Here is a 24732-nt window from a genome sequence, read left to right as displayed (position 1 = left end):
CGGGTGGGGCACATTGGCAAAGGCTCGTACCTTTCTACCCAGGGACTTTAGTGGCGCAGGGGGCGCCCTTGCCCCATAAGCTGTTGGCTGCCACAGGTTCCGCTGCCGAAGCCAGCAGCCGTTCCCTTTCTTGCCTTCTTTCTATGTCTATCGTCTGCTTTGGAGAAATGCTCTGGGACGTACTGCCAGGCGGCCGACAGCCGGGCGGCGCGCCCCTTAACGTAGCCGTGCACCTGCGCCAGCTGGGTTGTTCCGCGGACCTGATCAGCTGCGTTGGGGAAGATGAGCCGGGCACGGAGCTCCTGCGCTTTATACAGTCACGCGGCCTGGATACTACCTTCATACAGCGCAGCAAGCATTACGCCACCGGACGGGTAACTGCCCACGTAGATGCGGCCCAGGAAGTAACCTACCAGATTGACCAGCCCGTGGCCTGGGACTACATCCGGCCCGGTGCGGCCCCGGAGCAGCGGGCGGATCAGGCTGAAGCATTGGTATTTGGCTCCCTGGCCGCCCGCCAGCCCGATTCCCGCCAAACCCTGCGGCTCCTGCTGGAGCGCGCCCGCCTTAAAGTATTCGATGTGAACCTGCGCCCGCCGCACTACACGCGGGCGGTAGTAACCGAGCTGCTGGCGCAAGCCAACCTGCTGAAGCTAAATCACCACGAGCTGGCAGAAATTATGGCTTGGTTTGGAAAGGAGCCCGAACTGCCCGCTGCTATGCAGTGGCTAACCGAAAACTTTGGGCTGCAGGCCGTGTGCGTAACCTGCGGGGCCGCCGGGGCCCTGCTTTGGACCGGCAACCACCTCTACCGTGCCCCTGGCGTGCCGGTGGCGGTAAAAGACCCTATCGGCAGCGGCGACGCGTTTCTGGCCGCTCTGCTCAAAGGCTGGCTGGCCGGCACCCACCCCGAGCAGGCGCTGCGCCTGGCCTGCGCTACCGGCGCGCTGGTGGCCACCCATCCGGGCGCAACCCCTGCGTTTACCGAACACGACGTGCAGGCGCTGATGGCTAGGCAGGCCGTGTAGGCAGCGCCGGCCTGCCCCGAGTGCGAACCAGCCGCTTGCTACCTGCTCCTGAGATGCACCAGCCTGCCCGGCGGCTCCCCGAGCATCCGAAGTCTTTTAGGTAAACAAAAAGGCCCCGCTACCAATTAGCGCGGCCTTTTTGCTACAAATAAACTTGCTTACGCCAGCACCTGAATTACGGCTTCCGAGAACCGCTCCATTTCCTCTAGTTGAGGGCTGCACTGGAGCAGAAACAGGTCCACGCCCACGGCTTCAAACTCGCCGATGCGGTCGGCTACCTGCTGAGGGGTACCGGTGAGGCCGGAGCGCAGGCCACGGTTGGAAACCGAGTAGTCCTGCAGGCTCACCTGGTTTTCCAATTGGGTGCCGGCCAGCCACTGCTGGTAGTTTTTGTAGCCCGCCGCCGAGCCTTGCACGTTGGTAATGCGCTCCAGCTCCTTCTTCACCTCGGCCTCGGTGTTGCGTACAATGCTGTAAGCCGCTACCCCGAACTTCATGGGCGGTAAACCCAGCCGGTCGCGGCGCTCCTGCAGGTCCCGGATGCGGCGGCCGATGGCCTGGGGCTCGTCGCCGTGCATCACGTAGCCGTCGCACTGGGCGGCAATCAGGTTTTTGGCCGCCTCCGATTCGCCACCGGCGTAAATGAACGGCCGGGGGCGCGACACGGGCTTGGGCTGCAGAATGGAGTCCGTCACCTTATAGAACTTGCCCTCGAAGGTGAAGTGGTCCTGCTTCCAGAGGTTGTCCACTACGTGCAGCCACTCGGCGGTGCGGGCGTACCGGTCGTCGTGCTGCTCGAAGTGCACGCCGTACTTCTTGGCCTCATCCTGCCACCACGACGACACCACGTTCAAGGAAATCCTACCCCCGCTGATGTGGTCAATGTTGGCAGCTTGCTTCGCCAGCAAAGCCGGCGAGTGGAAAGTGGGCCGCACGGCCACCATCAGCTCGATCTTCTTGGTTACGGCAGCCAGAGCCGCCGCCGTGCTCCAGGCGTCCAACGACGGGGCTTCTTCGCCCTTGATGTCGTTGAGGTTGAGCTCAGCAATCAAGGACAAGTCGTAGCCGAGGTCCTCGCTGCGCTGGGCCAGCGTCTTCACGTAGTCCCAGTCGGCGCGCATGTTTTCGTCCTCAACATTGCGCAGCCACCCGCCAAAAACAGGCATCCAATATCCGTACCGCATGGCTTAGTGAATGGAAGCCGCTACCGGCTGTTGGGTGGAAGAAACGGCATCAGCGGCAACGGGCTGGCTGCCGGGGTTCGAAGCCCCGATCTGGGTTTCGAGGTAGTCCACGAAGCGGGCGTAGGGGTCAAAGCCCACCACATTCACGGCGTCGGCCACGAAGTTAGACAGGGCATTCACGTCGTAGAACAGCACGTCGCCGGTGCGGTCATCCACCAGATACTCAATGCCGCCCACGTCGATTTTGGCGGCGGCCACGATGCGCTCCACGGCTTCTACTACCTCGGCGGGAGGCGTGAAGGCTTCTACCTGAATACCCTTTTTGGGGGCTTCGGTGAGGCAGAAGTCGCCGGCAGCAGGCTCTTCCGGAATCTGGCAGATTTCGGCGGGGCACAGGTTAAAGCTCTCACCGGTGGTGTACACCTTCATGGCGTAGAGGAACTTACCGTTCAGGGTTTCTACGCGGTGAATGTGGCCGCCGCGAGGCGCCACGTACTCCTGCACCAGCGCCGTCTGGTCGATGCCGAGGTCAATCTGTCCGGCGGCTACGGCGGCCTCTACCCCCTCCATGGTATCGAAGCGGATGATGCCTGCGCCGCTACCCCCGATGTTTACCTTCACCACGATGGGAAACTGCAGCTGCCGGGCCGCGTCGGGCACCCGGGAGGCGTGGTTAATCACGAAGGACTTCGGGAATTTCAGGCCCAGCGAGGCGAACAGGCTGAGCTGGCGGGCCTTATTGGTTTCGATGGCCGTGGCCGCCGAGCCGTTGATGATGCGCGTGCCGATGCGCTCCAGGTGGGTGGCGTAGCCGGCCGTATGGAAGATGCCCTGGCCGTGCCCGCGCAGATAAGCCGAGGAGCTCATGCGGTTGACCACCAGGGAGTAGCGGCTCTCGGTTTCGGCGGGGTCGAAGAGGTGGTGGGCGGCGTCGATTTTTTCGTAGGGCAGGCCCCGGCGGTCCAGCTCGGCAAACAGGGGCTTAAACCATTCGGGATGCTCGAAATAAATGCCAATGGGCTTTGAAGGCTGCGACATGAGAAGGGAAGAAGAAACAGATAGTTGAAGTCAGCGGAAAACGCTACCCCCTACAACCGCCAGAACCTCCGGAAGTTAGGCCGGGCGCAAAGACGCCACGCAACCGCCCGAACACATTCCGGGTTGGGCAAGGATAAGGGGGTAGGGAAGAGGGGCCCGGAGCCGGGAAGGAAGTAGGCGGGCGCGGTCAGGCCGTAGCCATTGCTCTGCCCTTACGGCAGTTGCGGCACCCGTGAAACGCAGAATTGCCCCGGCCGGGGGCTAATGAACCGGCAGCTCTACCCGGCCAGCGGCGTACAGACGGCCCAACAACACGTGCCACAACAGCCATGCTGTACAGAAGCAAGGGTGGCAGGAGTGGGGGCGAAGTGCGGGAAGCGGTTCACGGTACGTTGTTTTTATATGGTCAGGACTTGGCACCGTTTCCGTACTGCTACGGAAGGTTGCCGGCGTTTCGTCGAGCCTGTCTCTCCACGCCTCTGTATAAAAACAATCCTTTCAGGTAAAGAATTGAGTGCGGCAAAGGTAAAGCGGCCGGGTCCAGAAAGCCAAATTTTCTTTGCGCGCCGCTTAGGCAGCAGGGGGTAGGCAGCGTAGGCCCCAGCGCACATGCGGTGTGTAGGGTGCAGGTGCTGCCTTGTGCACTAGCCGGGTTAGCAGAAGGCTACTAAAAAATCTGATGGACAGAATTTTATAAGAATAAAATGGGCTTGTAAGGACTTTGGAATGAATCTGGCCTTATTGCTAATAAAATGCACTTAAATAATTTTTAATATAACTATATCTTCTCATATTTATTCATATTGATTTCCTGAATGGCTTGCAGGGCGTGTCTCATTCCCACTTTTATATCCTTCTATCAGCATGAAAGCAACCGGAGTACTCTTTGCTGCTCTTTTGACCAGCGGCGCTGCCACAGCGCAGAACAACATCCAAACATCTACCAGCTACGGCAACAACAACCGCGTGACGGTGGAGCAGCTAGGCCGGGCGAATACGGCCATTGCGCACCAGAACGACGCGGCCGTGAACGGGGGCAGCAGCAGTGGCAACAACAACGAAGTAACCCAAACTCAGGCCGGCATCCAGCATACGGCGCAGGCTGACCAGATGGGCAACCGCCAACAGGCCATTCAGACACAGCTTTCCGATGAAAGCAGGGGCGCCAACAGGGCCTTCATCCGGCAGGGCTCCACGGCCGCCGGCAGCAACGGCAACTACGCCAGCCAGTTCCAGGGGGGCTTCAGCCACAGTGCTTTCATTGAGCAGGTGAGCGGGGCCAACTACGCCACCCAAAACCAGAGCGGCCGCAACGCCTATGCCGAGATTTACCAGGCTGCCGGAAATAATAACCGCGCTACCCAGGACCAGAATACCAACGTATTTGGCGGTACTGCTACGGCCCGACAGCTGGGGGCTAATAACACATCCAGTCAGCAGCAGAGCGTTTCGGGCCAGTCGGCCTCGGCCAGCGTGCTGCAGCAAGGCAACAATAACTCGGCCGGCCAACAGCAGCAAAACGCCGGCAGCTACATGACCGCCACCATCGGGCAGCAGGGCAATAACAACGCGGCTACTCAGTCGCAGCTTAGCCAGGGAGGTGCGTCTTCTGCCGCTTTCATTCAGCAGACCGGCAACAACAACGCCGCCGACCAAACCCAGAGTCACTCCGGGGCTTTCGGGGCCGTGGCCGCCAGCGCTACCCAAACCGGCAACAACAACGCCGCTACCCAAAGCCAGACGGGGGTTCTTTCGGTGAGTGCTACGGTCACCCAGAGTGGTAACCGCAACGAGGCCACCCAGACCCAGGCGAGTGCGGCTTTTGCGGGGGCTTCTATTCAGCAGGTAGGCAACAACAATGCGGCCACGCAGCGCCAGCAGAATGCCGGTTTCGCGCAGGCCACCATCGGGCAGGATGGTAACCGCAACGTGGCTAACCAGCGGCAGGAAGGCGAGTATCACGAGGCCGTGGCAGAGCAGACGGGCAACCGGAACACGGCCATTCAGGACCAGCAGGTAGGCGGTTTCGCCAGCAGCCCTGCCCGCTCGGGCAACTACGGCTACATCAGCCAGGACGCCAACGATTCGTACGCCCGCCAGCTGCAGGTGGGTAACAGCAACGACGCGCGCACCTACCAGGGGGCCCGCTTTAACAGCAGCGACGTGACCCAAACCGGCAACGGCAACATCACCCTCGTGCGCCAGAACCGTTAGACTCCGGCCGCCTGCAAGCCCGGCAGAAGCCCGTTTCCCAAGGGAGGCGGGCTTTTACTGAGTTTACCCGGTCCGAAAGCAGACCTTACGTCATCCCCGGCGCCGACTGCAAAGTGGATGCATATAAAAAGCCCCGGCTCGTCAGTCGGGGCTTTTTAATGCAATAGGTGCAGCTCTTGCCGACTGACACACACCTGTAACAGCCGGCAGGCCAAACCTACGCATTTTGCCGGGTTAGCGTTACGCCCGGGCTTAGCGGCTGTGGTGAGCGGCCCCGGCAGCGCAGGGCATTAGCCCCCGCTGGCCGCCAGAGCTGGCGCTGCCGGCCGGTTGAGGATGGGGGTGGGGGTAGGGAGGCCGGACGCTCGGGGAGGCACCGGGAGCAACCACCCAAGAAGCCCGCAGTAGTCGGAAGAAGATGAACGGATAAGATCCACTGTCTGAGCTGGATACTGCCTGGTTTTTTATTATTTTCAGTGGAAAGCTGCCAGGCCCGGTAGCCAGGCCGGCCATTATGCAGGGGCCGGAAGGGCGGAGAGCAGCAGCAGTACTGAAACGGTCCAACCGCCCGCTTGCAAGCCGTAGTCTGGGCCAGGCGCCGGACTGCCAGAATTTCTTTTCGTGCTACTATGGACAGGACACGTACCCTTTTCTTCCGGCTTGGTCAACAATGGCTATGGCTGCTGCTGGTTGCCGCCCTCAACCTGGTGGCCCCGGCGGCGCAGGCTACCCACATTGTGGGCGGCGAGCTGGATTTGCAGTACCGCAGCGGCAGCACGTATGCCCTCACCCTTACTCTGTACTTCGACGCCATCAACGGCAGCCCGGGCGCCCTCGACCAAACCATGCGGGCCGGCATTTTCGAGCGCGGCTCCAACCTGCGGATGCAAAACGTAATGTTGCCCCTCACCAGCAACACCTTTGTAAACTACTCCAATCCGGTTTGTACCTCCCCGGTGCTGAGCACCCGCAAGCTTATCTACACCACTAACATTACGCTGCCGACGGCTACTTACGCCAGTCCGGGCGGCTATTACGTGGCCGTGGAGCGCTGCTGCCGCAACCAGGGCGTCAGCAATATTCTGAACTCGTTGAGCGCCGCCCAGGCCTTTTATCTGGAGTTTCCGGCCGTGGTGCGGGACGGGCAGCGCTTTCTGGATTCTACCCCCCGCATCTTTCCGGCCCTCGGCGACTATGTCTGCCGGGGCGAGCTGTTTACCTACGACTTTGGCGGTCAGGACCCCGATGGCGACTCGCTGGCCTACGATATGGTTACTCCCCTCAATGGGCACGCCGGCTCGGGCAACTCGTCTAACCCGCTGCAGGCTGCCCCGGCCCCTTACGCCCCGGTGGCGTGGGCGCCGGGCCTGAGCGCCCAGAACCAGATTCCGGGCAGCCCGAGCCTGGGTATTGATGCCCGCACTGGCCGCCTGGTGGTGCGGCCTACCCAGCTGGGCCTGTTTGTGTTTGGGGTGCGCTGCTCCGAGTACCGGCAGGGGGTGAAAATAGGGGAAACCCGCCGCGACTTTCAGCTGTACGTGCTCAACTGCCCCCGCAACACAGCGCCCAGCCTGGAGCTGCGTTCCTCGGCCGGCGTACCCTACCGCCCGGGCCGCGACACGCTGCGGCTGGTGGTTGGCGCCGACCACTGCATGCAGGCGCGCTTCACGGACCCCGACGCGGGCTCGCGCCTGACCGTGGAGCTGCGCCCCGTTAACTTCACTGCCCCGGTCCCTACGTTTGCGGCGGCAGCCAGCGGCGTGGTGCGTACCCCCACCGATACCCTCATCACCCGCTTCTGCTTTTCGGAGTGCCTGAACTCCGGCGGGCGGGTGTTTCTGCTGGATGTAATAGTGGCCGATGATGGCTGCAGCCTGCCCAAGCGCGACACGGTGCGGGTTGCCTTCACGGCCGTGCCGCCCCCGGATGCGCCCCCTGTCCTGACGACCACCTTCCCGCCCGTTCCCGCCGCCCCGGCCGCGCCACCGGTTACCATCCGGGTACCCCTGGGCACTACCTACACCGCCGACCTGGCTGGCTTCGATGCCGATACTGACCCACTGGCCCTGACGGCTACCGGCCAGGGCTTCGAGCTGGCGGCGGTGGGCATGCGCTTTACGGCCCAGAACGGGCGGGGGCAGGCTACCGGCGCTTTTCAGTGGCAGGCGGCCTGTACCGCCCAGCAGTTCCCCGATCTGGTCGTGACGTTTCGGCTTCAGGAAAGCGCCGTCTGCAACAATCTGGCGCAGGTCCGCACGGTTCGCTTTGAGCTGGCGCCGCCCATTGATACCGTTGCGTTCCGGCCGCCCAACATCATTACGCCCAACCACGACGGTAAAAACGACGTGTTCACCCTCCCGGACCTGCCGCCCGACCTCTGCGACGGGCGCTTCGCGGGCATTGCCATTTACAGCCGCTGGGGGGCCAAGGTGTACCACTCCGATAGCCGAAGCTTCCGGTGGGAGGGCAACGGCCTGGCCGGCACGTATTACTACCTGGTAACCTATACCGATGGCCGCCGCTACAAGGGCTGGCTGCAGGTAACCCCCTAGCTGGTTAGCTCTTCGCCTATAGCCGCCCGTAACGCCCCGCGTAAGCCGGACGTTGCGGGCAGAGCCGCTTGCCTACGGTTCAGGCAGGTAGTTATAAGAAGGAAACTCAGTGAAACTTTATGAATCATTCCAAGGTATAGTTTACCATGATTAAAAATTAATCATATTTATTATTAATTAAAGAATAAATATACGTTTCTTTGTTCATACCGCCCTTGTGGGCTGCCCTGCTGCTTTTACCTATTCTAGTTTCTTTGGCACTTCTCCCCTCAGGCTTATGGAACGTTACAGACACTACTCTGACACTTCCCGTTTTATTCTGCCCGCGGTTGATGTTCTGCTGATTTTCGCGGCCTTCCGGCTGGCCGGATATCTGTTCCTGGGCAACTGGTATTTTGGGGGCTACTATCCCTTCTTCTACGCCATTTTTGCCCTGCTCTGGTGGATTCTCTCGGGGCAGTTTGCCAACCTGTACCGTACTGACCGGCTGATTACCTACCCCGAGAAGCTGCTGTATCTGATGCGCACCTTTCTGCTGCACGCGGGGGTAGTGCTGCTGGGGGTAGTGGCCCTGCACATGTACTGGCTGCCGGCCCGCTACCTGTTTTCGGCCTACAGCTTTTCGGTAACGGCCGTGGTGGCGGGGCGCTTTCTGATTACGTTTTTCTACCGGGCCTACCATAAGCACCTGGCCCGCCCGCACAGCCGCTTCGTGATAGTAGGCGCAGGGGCCTCCGGGCAGGAGCTGTACCGCTTCCTGGAGTCGCACGACCCGATAGCCAACCAGTTCATGGGCTTTTTCGCCGATAGCACCGAGCCCGTGCCGGCCGGCATCCGGCCGTTGGTGCGCGGGCGCCTGTCTGAGCTGAAAGAGTACTGCCTGCGCACCCAGGTCGATGAAATCTACTTTGCCATGCCCCTCGATCGGCGCCAGCTCATCGAAGACCTCTCGCGCTTCGCCGACGACCATTTCCTGTCCTTCCGCATTGTCCCCGATTTCCGCGGCACCGTCCGTAAAGATGTGAATGTCTATTTCTACGACCACCTGCCCATTCTCACCATCCGGCACGCGCCCCTGGGCATCCGCACCAACCAAGTGCTCAAGCGCCTTTTCGACATTGCCTTTTCGCTGCTGGTGATTGTGGGCGTGTTTCCGGTGGTACTTACCCTGCTGGCCCTGCTCATCAAGCTCGATTCGCCGGGGCCGGTGTTTTTCAAGCAGATGCGGCCGGGCAAACGCAACCAGCTTTTCCCGTGCTACAAGCTGCGCACCATGCGCCAGGGCCACGGCCAAACCGAGCTGCAGGCAACCAAGGGCGACCGGCGCGTGACGCGCGTGGGCTACTACCTGCGTAAGTACAACCTCGATGAGCTGCCCCAGTTTTTTAATGTGCTGCTTGGGCACATGTCGGTGGTAGGGCCCCGGCCCAACATGATTTCGCAGCTGGAAGAGTACAGCAAGCACATCCGCACCTACCAGATGCGCCACGCCGTAACGCCCGGCATCACGGGGTACGCCCAGGTGAATGGCTTCCGGGGTGAAACCCGCGAGGCCGGCACCATGGAAAAGCGCGTGGAGTACGACCTGAAGTACGTAGAAAACTGGTCGTTCGGGCTGGATATGAAAATCATCGGCCTTACCGTCTGGAACATGGTGAAAGGCGAAAAGAACGCTTACTAGCGGTGAAATAGTGAGTTTGCCCCGGTCCGACGGGCGCAGCCCGTCGGACCGGTTGCCGTCCGCGCCATTCGCGCCGAAAGGCCGGCACCCGCCTACCCCCTCTATCTTGCCAAACCCTCCCGGACCGGAAGTCAGCACGAAGCCAATCGGTCGGACGGGCTGCGCCCGTCGGACCGGGCAATGCCGCGCCGTTCGCAGTTACTGAACTCTTAAACTCACTATCTCACCAGATGCTGCCAAAACTACCCGTTCTGGATTCCTGGATTTCAACCGGCTCGGTGGCTGATTTTGTGGCGACTATCCTGAAGCTGGGGGCGGCGCGCGCCTCGGCCTACGTGTGCTTTGCCAACGTGCACATGGTAGTGGAGGCCCAGCACGACGCCCAGTTCCGGCAGATTCTGCGCGAGGCCGCCCTGGTAGCCCCCGATGGCAGCCCCGTAGCTGCCGCCGTACACTGGCTCAACCCCCGCAGTGCGCCCCAGGCCCGCGTGGCCGGCATGGACCTGCTGCCCGTGCTGCTGGAAGCCGCCGCCCGCAGCGGGCAGTCGGTGTATTTCTATGGCACCACCAACGAAGTGCTGACGGCTATGGTAGCCCGGGCCCGGCGTGAGCTGCCCACGCTGCGCATAGCCGGCACCCACTCGCCCCCGTTCCGGGCCCTGACCCCGGAGGAAGACGCGGCCGAGGTAGCCGCCATCAACGCCGCCGACCCCGACCTGCTGTTTGTGGCCCTGGGCTGCCCGCGCCAGGAAAAATGGATGGCTGCCCACCAGGGGCGCATTCGGGCCTGTATGCTGGGGGTAGGGCAGGCGTTTCCGGTGTACGCGGGCCTGGAGCGCCGCCTGCCCCTGTGGGCCCGCCGCCTCTGGCTGGAGTGGGCCTACCGCCTGTGGCTGGAGCCGCGCCGGCTGTGGCGCCGCTACCTAGTCACCAACACCCGCTTCGTGTACCTGCTCACCCGGCGCACACTCGCCAACCTGGCCGGCCGGCCGGTTGCTCAGTCCGCCGCCTAGCTCCGCTGCCTCATGCGAAAACCCCGCTGCTCCCACCCAGAACAGGGCGGGCGGACTCATTGTGTGCGGCAAATGGATAATACACACGTTTATTTTAATTTTTATAAAAAATATTAATAAAAAATATTGTCAAGATTATAATTACATCTATATTTCAGCAACCTTAGCTCACTATAGGTCATGCCGTAAATGCGTGTTGAGCTCCTCTTATTGACTTCTCTCCCCTGATAATGATTTAACCCTTACACGTATGAAAGCAGTGATTCTGGCGGGTGGCTACGGCACCCGAATCAGTGAGGAAAGCGGCGTGCGGCCCAAGCCCATGGTGGAGATTGGGGGGCGGCCGATTCTGTGGCATATCATGAAGATATATGCCCACCATGGCATCCGCGACTTCGTTATCTGCTGCGGCTACAAGGGGCACCTGATCAAGCAGTACTTCTCTGATTATTTCCTGCACAACTCCGACGTGACATTCCGTATGGACCGCAACGAGATGCAGATTCATCGGAACCACGCCGAGCCCTGGACCGTGACCCTGGTAGATACCGGCCAGGAAACCATGACCGGCGGCCGCCTGCGCCGGGTGCGCGAGTACGTGGAAAACGAAACCTTCTGCCTGACCTACGGCGACGGGGTAGGCGACGTGGACATTCGGGAGGCCGTGCGCTACCACCGCCAGCAGGGCGCCCTGGCTACCCTCACGGCCGTCCGCCAGCCCGGCCGCTTCGGGGTGTTTAACCTGCAGGATTCCAGCAGCCTGGTTTCCAGCTTCACCGAGAAGCCGGAGGGCGGCGAAACGCCCTGGATCAACGGGGGATTCTTCGTGCTGGAGCCTGCCATTTTCGACTACATCGACGGCGACGACACGGTATGGGAAAAGGCCCCGCTGGAGCGCCTGGCCGCCGAAGGCCGCCTGGCCGCCTTCCGCCACACCGGCTTCTGGCAGCCCATGGATACCCTGCGCGACAAAAACATGCTGGAAGAAATGTGGCAGCAGGGCCGCGCCCAGTGGAAAGTATGGAGCAACGCCCCTGAGTCGGCGGAGCCCGACCCGGTGCTGGCCGACATCCTGGCCTCTCCCGTAGTGGCCCCGCTCAGCCAGCGGGTAGCCGCCCCCACCATCATGCCGGCCGATTGATAGGGCAGGAGGGGTAGGGGGTAGTAGGGCAGGCGTTATTGCAATGAGAAGGTAGGAAAGCATAGCGGAGAAGCTGACAGCGTGGCTTGTCGGGTTTCCTTCTCTCTTCCGGACACTTCGCCCCCTTATCCCCATACCCTACACCTCCTCACCCCCCCCCCTCGCCCTCACACCCCCATACCCTCCTACCCTCATACTCTACACCATATGCGCATTCTTATCACGGGTAACATGGGCTACGTGGGCCCGGGCGTGGTGCGCCACCTGCGGCAGCAGTTTCCGCAGGCCGAGCTGATTGGCTACGACATGGGCTACTTTGCCCACTGCCTCACCGGGGCCCGCCGCCTGCCCGAGTCGCGGCTGGACCGGCAGATTTTCGGCGACATCCGCCACCTGCCCGAAGGCTTGCTCGAAGGCGTGGACGCGGTAGTAAACCTGGCGGCCATCAGCAACGACCCCATGGGCCAGACCTACGAGCAGGTAACCCTGGATGTAAACTACCTGGCTGGCATTGAGCTGGCCCGTAAGGCCAAGGCGGCCGGCGTGGGCAGCTTCGTGTTTGCCTCCTCGTGCAGCATGTACGGGGCGGGGGGCGAGGGCGCCAAAACCGAAGCCTCCGACCTGAACCCCCTCACGGCCTACGCCCGCTCTAAGGTGCTGACCGAGCAGGCCCTGCGCCCCCTCGCCGACGACCACTTTGTGGTGACCTGCCTGCGCTTTGCTACTGCCTGCGGCTGGAGCGACCGGCTGCGGCTGGATCTGGTGGTAAACGACTTCGTGGCCGGGGCCGTGGCCGCCGGCGAAATCAGCATCCTGAGCGATGGTACGCCCTGGCGCCCCCTCATTCATGTGCAGGATATGGCCCGGGCCATTGCGTGGGCCTTGGGTCGCACCCCCGAGGTAGGGGGCTCCTTCCTGGCCATCAATACGGGCTCGGAGCAGTGGAACTACCAGGTGCGCGAGCTGGCCTACGCCGTGGCGGAGTCGCTGCCCGGTACCCGCGTGAGCCTGAACCCCGCCGCCCCGCCCGACAAACGCTCCTACCGCGTCGATTTCAGCCTGTACCGCGAGCTGGCCCCCGACCACCAGCCCCGCCGCACCCTTGCGGATACCATTGACGAGCTGCGCGACGGGCTGCTGGGCATGAACTTCCGCGACGCGGCCTTTCGCTCCTCGGAGCTGATGCGACTGCGCGTGCTCACCAGCCTGCGCGAAGCGCACGAGCTGGCCGACGACCTGGGCTGGGCCCGCGCCGCCAGTGCCCGGGTGGTAGCGGCTCCGGCTGCTACCATAGCCTAGGACTGCGGGTGGCCCGCCGCCGCTTTCTGCCATCAACTTCCAACACCTACCCCCTTATGATTTTCACCGAAACCGAGCTGCCCGGCGCCTTCATCATTGATGTGGACCGTATGGCCGATGAGCGCGGCTTTTTCGCCCGCTCCTGGTGCGCCGATGAGTTTGAGGCGCATGGTATTCTGATGCCGCCCCTGCAAGCCAACGTATCCTCTAACCCCCAGCGCGGCACCCTGCGCGGCATGCACCTGCAGCTGCCGCCCCACGAGGAAACCAAGCTCGTCCGCTGCACCCGCGGGGCCATTTACGACGTGATTGTGGACCTGCGCGAAGAGTCGCCGACTTACGGGCAGTGGCTGGGCGTGGAGCTGACCGCCGACTCGTTCCGGATGCTGTTCGTGCCGGGCCGCTTTGCCCACGGCTTCATCACCCTGCAGGACAATACCGACGTGTGCTACCAGGTATCGGCCAAGTACGCTCCGGGCTTCGAGCGGGGCCTGCGCTGGAACGACCCCGCCATCGGCATCAAGTGGCCCCTGGAGCCTACCCTGATTTCCGAGAAAGACCAGCGCCACCCCGACTTTGAGTTGCGCGTGCCCGTGCCTATTGAGTAACGCAGTAAGCTGAGTAGCCGGGTAGCGGTTTGGTTGGCACCATGCCGCATACCGGGCAGCCTGCTGGCGCCGGCACACCTCCTCAGCTACTCCAATGCTTCGCTACTTCTTACTCAGTTACTCCCTTCCTCCCCTCAGCTACTCTCTCCCGTATGCTCATCATTGATACGGCGCTGCAACAGCGCCAGCGCGAAGGCCGCCCCATTCGGGTTGGTATGATAGGGGCCGGCTTTATGGCCCGGGGCGTGGCCCGGCAAATCTGCTGCTATGTGCCCGGCATGGAGCTGGTGGCCATTGCCAACCGCACCCCGGACAAAGCCCGCGCCATTTACGCCGAAGCTGGCGTAACCGACGTAACTGAGGTGGGGACGGTAGCGCAGCTGGAAGCCTGCGTGGCCCAGGGCCGCCCCGCCATCACCGACGACGCCTTGCTGCTCAGTCGGGCCGCGGGCATCGAGGCCATTATTGAGGTAACCGGGGCCGTAGAGCACGGGGCCCGCGTGGTGCTGGAGGCCATTCGGCACGGTAAGCACATCATTCTGCTCAACGCCGAGCTGGACGGCACCGTGGGACCCATCCTGAAAGTGTACGCCGACCGCGCTGGGGTAGTATATACCGTTGCCGACGGCGACCAGCCCGGCGTAACCCTCAACCTGGCCCGCTTCGTGAAGGGGCTGGGGGTAACTCCCGTGCTCTGCGGCAACATCAAGGGCCTGCACGACCCCTACCGCAACCCCACCACCCAGGAGGGGTTTGCCCGGCAGTGGGGCCAGAACCCCAGCATGGTGACCAGCTTCGCCGATGGCAGCAAAATCAGCTTTGAGCAGGCCGTGGTAGCCAATGCCCTGGGCATGCGCGTGGCCCGCCGGGGCATGCTGGGGCCCACCGTAGAGCCGGGCACGCCCATCACCAAAGCCGCCGAGTGGTACCCCCACGAGCTGCTGCTGGGCGGCGGACCCGGCATAGTGGACTATGTAGTGGGCGCCGAGCCGGGCCCCGGCGTGTTTGTGCTGGGCACCATTGATGACCCCGTGCAGCAGCATTACCTGAAGCTCTACAAGCTGGGGCCAGGGCCGCTGTACTGCTTCTACACGCCCTACCACCTCTGCCACTTCGAAACCCCCACCACCGTAGCGCGGGCCGTGCTGTTTCAGGATGCCGCCCTGGCGCCGGCGGGCCCCATGTGCGTGGAGGTAGTAACGGCTGCCAAGGTGCCTCTGCTGGCCGGGCAGGTGCTGGATGGCATTGGGCACTACCACACCTACGGCCTGGCCGAAAATGCCGACGTAGCCGAGCGCGAAAACCTGCTCCCCATTGGCGTGGCCGAAGGCTGCATCCTGCGTCATGATATCCCCAAAGACCAGGTGCTGACCTACCACGACGTGATAGTGCCCGAAGGCCGGCTGATTGACCAGCTGCGCCGCGAGCAAGCCGCCTACTTCCGGCCTCAAAGCCAGTTGCTTACCCCAGCCGCCGCGGTAGCCGCGTCTTCGGTGGTGTAGCTCTGCTTCCGGCCTGCCCTATTGCCTCTTTCTTCTTCCCCGTATTCGTCATGGAACACCTGTCCTCGCTCGTTTCCGCGCCGCCGCTTCCTGCCACTTGCCCCTCCGTAGGCGCCGCCGATGCTCCCTTCCTGCTGCCCGAGCCGGTGGAGCCGCCGGCCAGTCCGTGCCGTTTTTGCGGGGCCCCGCTGGACTACACCTTCGTGAACCTGGGCACCTCGCCGCTGTGCCAGAACCACGTGCGGCCCCACGAGTTTAACCGGGCCGAGGCCTTTTACCCCCTGCACGCCCGGGTGTGCCGCAGCTGCTTTCTGGTCCAGCTCGATGAGTTTGTGACCTCCGAGGAAATCTTCCAGAACGACTACGCCTACTTTTCGTCATACTCAGCTTCCTGGCTGCGCCACGCCCGCCGCTACACCGATATGGCCACCGAGCGGTTCGGGCTGGGCAGCAACAGCCTGGTAGTGGAAGTAGCCTCCAACGACGGCTACCTGCTGCAGTATTTCGTGGAGAAAAGAATACCAGTGCTGGGCATTGAGCCGGCCGCCAATGTAGCCGGCCACGCCCAGGCCAAGGGCATCAACACGCTGGTGCGCTTTTTCGGGAGCGAAACGGCCCGCTACGTGGCCGAGCTTTCGGGGCAGGCCGATTTGCTGCTGGGCAACAACGTGCTGGCCCATGTGCCCGACATCAACGACTTCGTGGCCGGCATGCGCATCCTGCTCAAGCCCAGTGGTGTCATCACCATGGAGTTTCCGCACCTGCTGCGCCTGATGGAGGGCAACCAGTTCGATACCATCTACCACGAGCACTTCAGCTACCTGTCGTTTTACACCGTGGAGCGCATCTTCGCCCACCACGGCCTGACCCTCTTTGATGTGGAAGAGCTGCCCACCCACGGCGGCTCCCTGCGCATCTTCGCCCGGCACGCGGCCAACCTGGGCCGGCCCGTAACCGAGCGGGTAGTGGCCCTGCGCCACCGCGAGCTGGAAGCCGGCATTACGGACCTGGCCTGCTACAGCGACTTCGAGGAGAAAGCCAAGGAAACCAAGCGCAAGCTCCTCGAATTTTTGATTGAAGCCCGGCGCGAGGGCAAAACGGTGGTCGGCTACGGGGCGCCCGGCAAAGGCAACACCCTGCTGAACTACTGCGGCATCCGGACCGATTTTCTGGAATATACCGTGGATGTAAGCCCCCACAAGCAAGGCAACTTTCTGCCGGGCACTCGCATTCCCATCTGCCACCCCGACCGTATCCGCCAGACCCGGCCCGACTACGTGCTGATTCTACCCTGGAACCTGCGCGAAGAGATTATGGAGCAAATGCAGGACATCCGCAGCTGGGGCGGGCGCTTTGTGGTGCCCATCCCGGAAGTGCAGGTGTACGAATAAGTGCCAGTACGGCATACATACCAGGCAGGAAAGTGGAGGAGGTAGGAAGTAGCCGGGCGCAGCCGCCCGGCCGTTCCGGCAGCCTCCCTTCTTTTTCCCGGCAACCTGGCATGCTTCCCTTCCCTCACCCGCTTACCGCATTCTATTTCGCACTTCTTCTCTTCCTGCTTTCTTCCTGCCAATCACATGAAAGTTGTTCTCTTCTGCGGCGGACTGGGCATGCGCCTGCGCGAGTTTTCCGAAAACACCCCCAAGCCCATGGTACCGCTCGGGTACCGGCCCATGATCTGGCACATCATGCGCTACTACGCCCATTTCGGCCACAAAGACTTTATTCTCTGCCTGGGCTACAAAGCCGATATGGTCAAGCAGTATTTCATGACCTACAACGAGTGCCTCTCCAACGACTTTGTGTACTCCAAGGGCGGGCGCCAGGTAAAGCTGCTGAACTCGGATATCGACGACTGGAACATCACGTTCGTAGATACAGGCCTGACCAGCAACATCGGGCAGCGCCTGCGGGCCGTGCAGCCTTTCCTGGAAGGTGAGGAGATGTTTCTGGCCAATTACGCCAACGGCCTCACCGACCTGGACCTCAACCAGATGATCAGCCGCTTTGCCGCCACCGATGCCGTGGGCAGCTTTATGGCCTACCAGCCCCAGCAGAGCTTCCATGTGGTGTCCCTGGCCGATGATGACCGGGTAAACTACATCAGCCCCATTGCCAAATCGGGCCTCTGGATCAACGCCGGCTACTTTGTGCTGCGGCCTGAGGTGTTCAGCTACATGGCGGCCGGCGAGGAGCTGGTAGAAGAGCCCTTTCAGCGGCTGATACAGGAGGGCCGGCTGCGGGCCCACCGCCACGCGGGCTTCTGGACGGCTATGGATACGTTCAAGGACAAGCAGACTCTGGATGAGCTCTGCGCCCGTGGCCATGCGCCCTGGGAGCTGTGGCGAACCAGCACCGACCCCGGCCAGCCCCTGCGGCTGCGCGCCGAGGCCCTGCTGCGCGCCGTATGCTAAGCCTGGCGCCCGGCGCCAACCTGCGCCTGCTGTGCCTGGGTGCCCACTCCGACGACATTGAGATAGGAGCGGGCGGCACCGTGCTGCGCTGGCTGCAGCAGGGGCGGGTAGCAGCGGTGCGCTGGGTGGTGTGGGCCGCCACCGACGAGCGCGCCCGCGAGGCTGAGCACTCCGCCACCCTGTTTCTGCGGGCTGCTCCGCCCGGCAGCGCCGAGGTAACCGTGCACCGTTTCCCCGACGGCTCCTTGCTGGCCGAGCGCGCTGCCATCAAGGCCGAGTACGAAAAGCTGAAGACCTTTGAGCCCACCGTTATCCTGACCCACTACCAGCATGATCTGCACCAGGACCACCGCCTGGTATCGGAGCTGACCTGGAACACGTTTCGGAGCCATCTTATTCTGGAATATGAAATTCCGAAGTACGATGGCGACCTGGGCAACCCGGCTGCCTTCGTGGAGCTGCCCCCGGAGGTGCTCAGTCAGAAGCTGGCGCTGCTGCGGGAGGGCTTCCCGACCCAGGCCGCCAAGCACTGGTACGACGACGAAACCTTCCGGGCCCTGCCCCGCCTGCGCGGCATTCAGAGCGCCACCCGCTACGCCGAGGCCTTTTATGTGCGCAAGCTTCTGATTGGCTAGTTTTTCCTACCCCCGTCCCTGATGTCAACCGCTGCCCTGCCTGCTACCCCTCCAGCCATGCCGGCTCCTGCTTTCGGAGCGGCCATGCACGCCCTGCTGGCGCGCCTGTTCCCGATCTGCCGCAGCATCACCGGCGACGGGGTGCGCCAGACCCTGGCCATCGTGCGCGAGTATCTGCCGGCGCTGCAGGTGCATGAGGTGCCCAGCGGTACCCCCGCCCTCGACTGGACCGTGCCCGCCGAGTGGAGCATCCGGGAGGCCTGGGTGAAAAACGCCGCCGGGGAGCGGGTCATCGATTTCCGGGCCCACAACCTGCATGTGCTGCAGTACAGCACGCCGGTAGGGGGCTGGTTTGCGCGGGCCGAGTTGGAAGAACACTTGTTTTCTCTGCCCCAGCAGCCCGACCTGATTCCCTACCGCACCAGCTACTACCAACCCAACTGGGGCTTCTGCCTGAGTCACCATCAGCGCGAGCAGCTTCAGGATGAGTATTACGAAGTCTGTATTGACAGCACCCTGGATGCGGCCGGCTCCCTGACCTATGGTGAGCTGGTGCTGCCGGGCGCTTCGGAAGAAGAAGTACTGCTGTCCTGCCACTGCTGCCACCCCTCCCTAGCCAACGATAACCTCTCGGGGCTGGTGGTGGCCGTGTTTCTGGCTCAGGAGCTGGCCCGGCAGCCGCGCCGCTACACCTACCGACTGGTGCTGGGGCCGGGCACCATTGGTTCCATTGTGTGGCTGAGCCGCAACCCCGAGGCCGTGGGTCGCATCCGGCACGGGCTGGTGCTGACCCTGCTGGGCGGCCCGGGCGGCTTCACTTACAAGCAGAGCCGCCATACTACCGCTGAGGTGGACCAGGCCGCTGCCCTGGTCCTGCGCGACTTTGGGGCCGCGTACGAGGTGCGACCCTGGCTGCCTTATGGTTACGATGAGCGCCAGTACGGCTCCCCGGGCTTCAACCTGCCCGTGGGCTGCCTTTCGCGCACGCCCTTCGGGGAGTTTGCCGAATACCATACCTCGGCTGATGATGTGGGCTTTGTGCAGCCCACCCAGCTGGCCGAAAGTCTGAGCCTGACCCAGGCCCTTTGCGAGGCCCTGGAAGCCAACCGCAGCTACCGCAACCTCAGTCCCTACGGCGAGCCCCAACTGGGCCGCCGGGGCCTCTACAAGGGGGTAGGGGGCGGGCAGGAAGGCGCCGACTGGCAAATGGCGCTGCTCTGGCTGCTCAACCTCTCCGATGGCAGCCACAGCCTGCTGCAGGTAGCCCAGCAGTCGGGGCTGCCGGTGGCGCTGCTGCACCGGGCCGCCCGCGCCCTGAAAGCGGTCGAGCTGCTGCAGCCTCTCTAACCTCTTACCACCGGCCCTGGCCGCCTACTCATGGAATCAGCTCTGACTTCTGCCGCCCTTCCTACCCCCACCACGGCCGCAAACCCTTCCTTCGAGCGCTCCGACGCGCTGCGGGAGCGGTTTCATGCGGCCATCCCGGGTGGGGCCCACACCTATGCCAAAGGTGACGACCAGTTTCCGGAGCACATGGCGCCGTACGTGGTGCGGGGCGAAGGCTGCCGGGTGTGGGACGCAGATGGCAACGAGTTTATTGAGTTTGGGGCCGGCCTGCGCTCCGTAACGCTGGGGCACGCCTACCCCCCGGTGGTGGCCGCGGCCGCCCGGCAGCTGGGCCTGGGCTGCAACTTTGGGCGGCCGGCGGTGCTGGAGCTGGAAGCCGCCGAAGAGTTTCTGGACTTCACCGGGGCTGGCGACATGGTCAAGTTCGCCAAAAACGGCTCCGACGTGACCACCGCCGCCGTGAAGCTAGCCCGCGCCTACACCGGCCGCAGTTTGGTTGCCATCTGCCAGGACCATCCGTTTTTCTCCGTCGATGACTGGTTTATAGGCACCACGCCCGTCGGGACAGGTATTCCGTCGGCCATCCGGGAGCTGACGCTGGGGTTCCGATACAACGACCTGGGCAGCCTGGAAACCCTGCTGGCGGCTCACCCCGGCCAGGTAGCCTGCGTGCTCATGGAGGTAGAAAAAGAAGTGCCGCCGGCTCCCGGCTTTCTGGAAGGAGTGCAGGCCCTGTGCCGCCGCGAGGGGGTGGTGCTCATCTTCGACGAAATTATTACCGGCCTGCGCTGGCACAACCAGGGTGCCCAGGGTTACTACGGCATCCGCCCCGACCTGAGCACCTTCGGCAAGGCCCTGGGCAATGGCTTCAGCGTGGCCGCCCTGGCCGGCCGGCGCGAGCTGATGGAGCGCGGCGGCCTGCATCACCCCCACGAGCGGGTGTTCCTGCTCTCCACCACCTATGGGGCCGAAACGCACGCCCTGGCTGCCGCCCGCGCGGTGATGCAGGTGTACCGGCAGGAGCCTGTGGTGGAGCATCTGCGCCACATGGGCCAGCTTCTGGCCCAGGGCCTGGGCCAGTCGGCGCGTGAGCATGGGCTAAGCCAGCAGGTGCAGGCCCTGGGGCAACCCTGCTGCCTGATCTACACCACCCGCGACGCGCAAGGCCAGCACTCGGCAGCCCTCCGGACCCTGTTTCTGCAGGAAACCATGCGCCGCGGCCTACTGATGCCTTCCCTCATCGTGAACTACTCGCACACCGAGGCCATTATTGCCCAGGTACTGGAGCGGCTGCACGAGGTACTGGGTGTGTACCGCCGTGCCCTGGACGAAGGCGTTGAAAAGTACCTGCATGGCCAGCCAGTGAAGTCAGTTTACCGGCGCTACAACTAGCCCTGCCTACCCCCGCCTTCAGCACAAAGGCCCCGTCCGCAACGCACCGTAGGTTAAGTACCTGGTGTCTGTTACGAATGGGGCCTTTGTGTTGAAGAAGGGGTAGCCGGGCCGGACCGCGCGGGCCTACGCCGTAGGTCGCAGCCAGCTCAGCCGATTCAGGCGGGGCGGTGTTAGGTTCAGGCGTACCAGCGCCCCCAGCCCCCACCGGATGGGCAGCCAGCGCAGCGGCGTGGAGAGGTGGCGCAGGCTGGGCAGCTGGAACAGCCGGAGCGCCTGCCGGGCGCCATCGGCATCGTGCCGGCGCAGGGCCCGGTAGGCTCCGGCCAGAATAAACTGATGGAAAAACTGATTTTCAGCCCGCCGTAGCCGGGCTTCGGGCAGCAGCTGGCGGGTGCGGGCCTTCTGAAAAATGCGCTGGAGCAGCTCAATGTTCTGCTCGTGAAACACGCCGGTGGTCAGGGCCCCTTCGTGCACCGAGTATGCCGCCGTGAGGGCCGGAGCTAGGTGCACGCCCCCAAACGCAAACACCCGCAGCCAGAGGTCGGTATCGTCGGTGTTGCGCTGGCTGGGGTCGGGTCCGCCGGTGTGCTGGTAGGCCTCGCGGCTCACCACCAGTGCCGGCATGCGCACCAGGGCCGAGTCGGTCAGCACGGCCTCTACGGCGGCGGCGGGTGGCAGATAGCCGGCCTCGGCGGGCTGCTGGCGCTGCAGCTCCCGCTCATGGGCATCTACTACGCTCACGCCAAACAGCACGGCGTGTACCGTTTGGTGCTGCTGCCGCAGGTAACGCAGCGCGTTTAGCACGGTTTGCAGGCCGCCGGACAGCAGGTAGTCGTCGTCGTGCAGCATCAGAACATACTGGCCGCGCACCCGCTCTATGCAGGCTACCCAGTTGGTAGCCGCCGAGCCGCCGGGTGCGTTGCGGTAGTAGCGCCAGGTGCCGGGCAGCTGCCCGGCCAGGGCCTGGGTAGTTACCTGCTCACCCAGGTCATCGGCGGCATCGTTGTCGGAGATGATGACTTCCACCTCGGCCGGCAGCTGCCCCAGGGAGCCCAGGGCCCGGGCCAGCAGATCGGGGCGCCGGTAAGTGGGCACGCAAATGCTGAGCAGGGGCTGGGTTGCCTGCGGGGTGGCAGATGGGGAAGACGCCGGGGCTACTGTAGGGGCAGGGGCGGCCGGAAACGGAGCAGACGACATGAAAACAGGAAAAAGTGGAGTTTCAGAAAACAAACCGCGCTTACGCCAGGGCATTCAGCTCCGGCTGGGCCGTAGCCCGCTGCCACTCCGCCGACTGCAGCACGGCGGTAACGCCTTCGCGCAGGCCAATGGAGTGCTGCCAGCCAAGACCATGCAGCTTGCTGACGTCCAGTAGCTTGCGCGGGGTGCCATCGGGCTTGGAGAAGTCAAACAGGATTTCGCCGGCGTATCCGGTCAGCTCCGCCAGCAGATCGGCCAGCTCCTGAATGCTGATGTCGCGGCCGGTACCGATGTTAACCGGCTCGGCCCCGTTGTAGTGCAGCAGCAGGTGCAGGCAGGCATCGGCTAGGTCATCTACGTGCAGAAACTCGCGGCGCGGGGTGCCCGTACCCCACACCGGCACGCGGGGTAGGCCCAGGGCCACGGCCTCGGAAAACTTGCGCAGCAAAGCCGGTAACACATGCGAGTTGCGGCTGTCGTAGTTGTCGCCGGGGCCGTAGAGGTTGGTGGGCATCACCGTAATAAAGTTGCAGCCGTGCTGGGCACGGTAGGCTTCGCAGAGCTTGAGGCCCGCAATTTTGGCAATGGCGTAGGGCTCGTTGGTGGCCTCCAGCAGCCCCGTGAGCAGGTACTCTTCCCGAATGGGCTGCGGGGCCAGGCGGGGGTAGATGCAGGAGGAACCCAGGAACAGCAGCTTGCGCACGCCCTGGCGTTGACTTTCGCGCAGCACGTTGCTCTGAATCATCAGGTTATCGTACAGAAAGTCGGCGCGGTAGGTGTTGTTGGCCATAATTCCACCCACTTTCGCGGCGGCCAGCAGCACGTAGGCCGGCTGCTCCAGGGCAAAGAAATCCTCCACGGCGGCCTGGTCGCGCAGGTCCAGTTCCTGAGAGGTGCGCGTAATCAGGTTGTGGTAGCCCGCGCGCTGCAGGCGGCGCACCAGCGCAGCGCCCACCATGCCCCGGTGGCCGGCCACGTAAATCTTAGCGTCTAGTTCCATGGGGAGAGAGGCTGGGGTAAGGTTGGTTTTTTAGAGGGTATGGGGGTAGGAGGGTGTGGGGGTAGGAAGGCGCAGAGGCGAGAGGATAGAAGTATTGTTATTCTGAGGCGGTAGCCGAAGGACCTCTGCCGCTTCGCTGGGGTAGCTACTAATGGCAGAGGTTCTTAGCCAAGCGCTCAGAATGACGATACCGCTTCAACCTCATGCCCTCACACCCCCATACCCTCTTACCCTAGAGACCCTTATTCATCATGATACATAATCTGGTGGCCGGCTTCCAGGAGCACGGCGTCGCGGCGGAACAGGCGCAGATCGGCCTGTACCATGTCCTGCACCAGGGCAGGCAGGTCGTAGCGGGGCTCCCAGCCCAGCTCGGTTTTGGCGCGGGTTGGGTCCCCGATGAGTAACTCTACCTCCGTGGGGCGGAAGTAGGCCGGGTCAACGGCTACTACCTCCTGGCCCAGGGGCAACTGAAAATCGGGGTGGTGGCAAGCTGCCACGATGCCCCTTTCAGCGGCGCCGGTGCCACTAAAGCCCACCTCAATACCCAGCTCAGCAAAAGCCAGGCGCACAAACTCGCGCACGGTGGTCGTGACGCCGGTTGCCACCACGTAGTCGCGGGGCTGGTCCTGCTGGAGCATGCGCCACATGGCTTCCACGTAGTCTTTGGCGTGGCCCCAGTCACGCTTGGCGTCCAGGTTGCCCAGGTACAGCTTTTCCTGCAGGCCCAGGGCAATGCGGGCCGCCGCGCGGGTAATCTTGCGCGTCACGAAGGTTTCACCCCGCTGCGGGCTTTCGTGGTTGAACAGAATGCCGTTGCAGGCATACATGCCGTAGGCCTCGCGGTAGTTGACCGTAATCCAAAAGCCATAAAGCTTGGCCACGGCGTAGGGCGAACGGGGGTAGAAAGGCGTGGTTTCGCGCTGGGGTACTTCCTGCACCAGGCCGTAGAGCTCTGAGGTGCTGGCTTGGTAAATACGCGTTTTGTGGGTCAGGCCCAAAATTCGGATGGCCTCCAGCAGGCGCAACGTGCCAATGCCATCCACATCGGCCGTGTACTCGGGCGTATCAAAGGAAACCTTCACGTGCGACATGGCCCCCAGGTTGTAAATCTCATCGGGCTGCACCTCCTGCACAATCCGGATCAGGTTGGTGGAGTCCGTCAGGTCGCCGTAATGCAGCTTGAAGCGGACGTGGGGCTCGTGGGGGTCCTGGTAGAGGTGGTCCACCCGCTCGGTGTTGAACATGGAGGAGCGGCGCTTGATGCCGTGCACCTCGTAGCCCTTGCTAAGCAGTAGTTCCGCCAGATAGGAGCCATCCTGACCCGTAATCCCGGTGATGAGTGCGCGCTTCATGAAAGAGGGGAATGAGAAGTTAGCCAGATAGAATCCCGGAGGATTATTTTTAGAACTTTAGCGACAAATTATTGTATTATGATTGATATATCAAAGGGACTCAGTGAAAATATTTATCTTTAATATTAA

At 62.9% G+C, this 24732-nt stretch carries 19 protein-coding genes and 1 riboswitch; of the genes, 14 read left to right on the top strand and 5 right to left on the bottom strand.

Annotated features, from left to right (window positions below):
• Positions 1-143 precede the first annotated feature (143 nt).
• Positions 144-1028 carry a carbohydrate kinase gene (locus tag FGZ14_RS09035; RefSeq protein WP_257883386.1) on the top strand — a complete coding sequence of 295 codons (885 nt, stop codon included), beginning with the start codon at positions 144-146 and terminating at the stop codon, positions 1026-1028.
• A gap of 158 nt (positions 1029-1186) precedes the next feature.
• Here the strand turns inward: FGZ14_RS09035 and FGZ14_RS09030 are convergent, their stop codons facing one another.
• Together FGZ14_RS09030 and FGZ14_RS09025 are read right to left on the bottom strand one after the other, a co-directional pair.
• On the bottom strand, positions 1187-2212 hold the full coding sequence (locus FGZ14_RS09030; protein WP_139923465.1) for an LLM class flavin-dependent oxidoreductase: 1026 nt from the start codon (positions 2210-2212) through the stop codon (positions 1187-1189).
• A 3-nt stretch (positions 2213-2215) separates the two neighbouring features.
• Positions 2216-3250, bottom strand: a complete 1035-nt coding sequence (locus FGZ14_RS09025) for a RimK family alpha-L-glutamate ligase (RefSeq protein WP_139923463.1) — start codon at positions 3248-3250, stop codon at positions 2216-2218.
• A 395-nt stretch (positions 3251-3645) separates the two neighbouring features.
• A riboswitch (SAM riboswitch) is annotated at positions 3646-3740 on the bottom strand.
• A gap of 374 nt (positions 3741-4114) precedes the next feature.
• Between FGZ14_RS09025 and FGZ14_RS09020 the strand changes: the two genes are divergently transcribed.
• From FGZ14_RS09020 to FGZ14_RS08960, 13 genes are all read left to right on the top strand, one after another.
• Positions 4115-5464 (top strand): hypothetical protein, encoded by a 1350-nt coding sequence (locus tag FGZ14_RS09020; RefSeq protein WP_139923461.1) that lies wholly within the window; start codon positions 4115-4117, stop codon positions 5462-5464.
• A gap of 629 nt (positions 5465-6093) precedes the next feature.
• Positions 6094-8016 carry a gliding motility-associated C-terminal domain-containing protein gene (locus FGZ14_RS09015; RefSeq protein WP_139923459.1) on the top strand — a complete coding sequence of 641 codons (1923 nt, stop codon included), beginning with the start codon at positions 6094-6096 and terminating at the stop codon, positions 8014-8016.
• A 277-nt stretch (positions 8017-8293) separates the two neighbouring features.
• Positions 8294-9697, top strand: coding sequence for an exopolysaccharide biosynthesis polyprenyl glycosylphosphotransferase (locus FGZ14_RS09010; RefSeq protein WP_139923456.1), 1404 nt, complete (start codon positions 8294-8296; stop codon positions 9695-9697).
• Between the two features lie 230 nt (positions 9698-9927).
• On the top strand, positions 9928-10710 hold the full coding sequence (locus FGZ14_RS09005) for a WecB/TagA/CpsF family glycosyltransferase (protein ID WP_139923453.1): 783 nt from the start codon (positions 9928-9930) through the stop codon (positions 10708-10710).
• A 250-nt stretch (positions 10711-10960) separates the two neighbouring features.
• Positions 10961-11851, top strand: coding sequence for a glucose-1-phosphate cytidylyltransferase (gene rfbF / locus FGZ14_RS09000; protein ID WP_139923451.1), 891 nt, complete (start codon positions 10961-10963; stop codon positions 11849-11851).
• 207 nt (positions 11852-12058) lie between these two features.
• On the top strand, positions 12059-13150 hold the full coding sequence (locus tag FGZ14_RS08995; RefSeq protein WP_139923449.1) for an NAD(P)-dependent oxidoreductase: 1092 nt from the start codon (positions 12059-12061) through the stop codon (positions 13148-13150).
• Positions 13151-13206: 56 nt separating this feature from the next.
• Positions 13207-13758, top strand: coding sequence for a dTDP-4-dehydrorhamnose 3,5-epimerase (gene rfbC, locus FGZ14_RS08990; protein WP_139923447.1), 552 nt, complete (start codon positions 13207-13209; stop codon positions 13756-13758).
• A gap of 152 nt (positions 13759-13910) precedes the next feature.
• Positions 13911-15260, top strand: a complete 1350-nt coding sequence (locus FGZ14_RS08985) for an NAD(P)H-dependent oxidoreductase (RefSeq protein ID WP_139923445.1) — start codon at positions 13911-13913, stop codon at positions 15258-15260.
• 50 nt (positions 15261-15310) lie between these two features.
• Positions 15311-16651 carry a class I SAM-dependent methyltransferase gene (locus tag FGZ14_RS08980; RefSeq protein ID WP_139923442.1) on the top strand — a complete coding sequence of 447 codons (1341 nt, stop codon included), beginning with the start codon at positions 15311-15313 and terminating at the stop codon, positions 16649-16651.
• Positions 16652-16837: 186 nt separating this feature from the next.
• Complete coding sequence (locus FGZ14_RS08975; RefSeq protein ID WP_139923440.1) at positions 16838-17674, top strand: sugar phosphate nucleotidyltransferase; 837 nt, start codon at positions 16838-16840, stop codon at positions 17672-17674.
• Complete coding sequence (locus FGZ14_RS08970; RefSeq protein WP_139923438.1) at positions 17668-18309, top strand: PIG-L deacetylase family protein; 642 nt, start codon at positions 17668-17670, stop codon at positions 18307-18309. The genes FGZ14_RS08975 and FGZ14_RS08970 overlap by 7 nt, the downstream gene beginning before the upstream one ends.
• 21 nt (positions 18310-18330) lie before the next feature.
• A complete protein-coding gene (locus tag FGZ14_RS08965) occupies positions 18331-19656 on the top strand; it encodes a DUF4910 domain-containing protein (RefSeq protein ID WP_219601092.1) in 1326 nt (441 codons plus the stop codon).
• A 30-nt stretch (positions 19657-19686) separates the two neighbouring features.
• Positions 19687-21048, top strand: coding sequence for a glutamate-1-semialdehyde 2,1-aminomutase (locus FGZ14_RS08960; protein ID WP_139923436.1), 1362 nt, complete (start codon positions 19687-19689; stop codon positions 21046-21048).
• A 126-nt stretch (positions 21049-21174) separates the two neighbouring features.
• Here the strand turns inward: FGZ14_RS08960 and FGZ14_RS08955 are convergent, their stop codons facing one another.
• The 3 genes from FGZ14_RS08955 to gmd form a co-directional block, all read right to left on the bottom strand.
• A complete protein-coding gene (locus FGZ14_RS08955) occupies positions 21175-22248 on the bottom strand; it encodes a glycosyltransferase family 2 protein (protein ID WP_180754572.1) in 1074 nt (357 codons plus the stop codon).
• Positions 22249-22288: 40 nt separating this feature from the next.
• Positions 22289-23248 (bottom strand): GDP-L-fucose synthase, encoded by a 960-nt coding sequence (locus tag FGZ14_RS08950; RefSeq protein ID WP_139923431.1) that lies wholly within the window; start codon positions 23246-23248, stop codon positions 22289-22291.
• Positions 23249-23490: 242 nt separating this feature from the next.
• Entirely contained in the window at positions 23491-24603 is a 1113-nt protein-coding gene (gene gmd, locus FGZ14_RS08945; RefSeq protein ID WP_139923429.1) for a GDP-mannose 4,6-dehydratase, read from the bottom strand.
• Positions 24604-24732: the final 129 nt, after the last annotated feature.

The organism is Hymenobacter sp. DG01, assembly GCF_006352025.1.
In the GTDB taxonomy this organism is placed as follows: Bacteria; Bacteroidota; Bacteroidia; order Cytophagales; family Hymenobacteraceae; genus Hymenobacter.
Note: the sequence above shows the minus strand (reverse complement) of the source record. Positions and strands in the feature narration are given on the sequence as shown.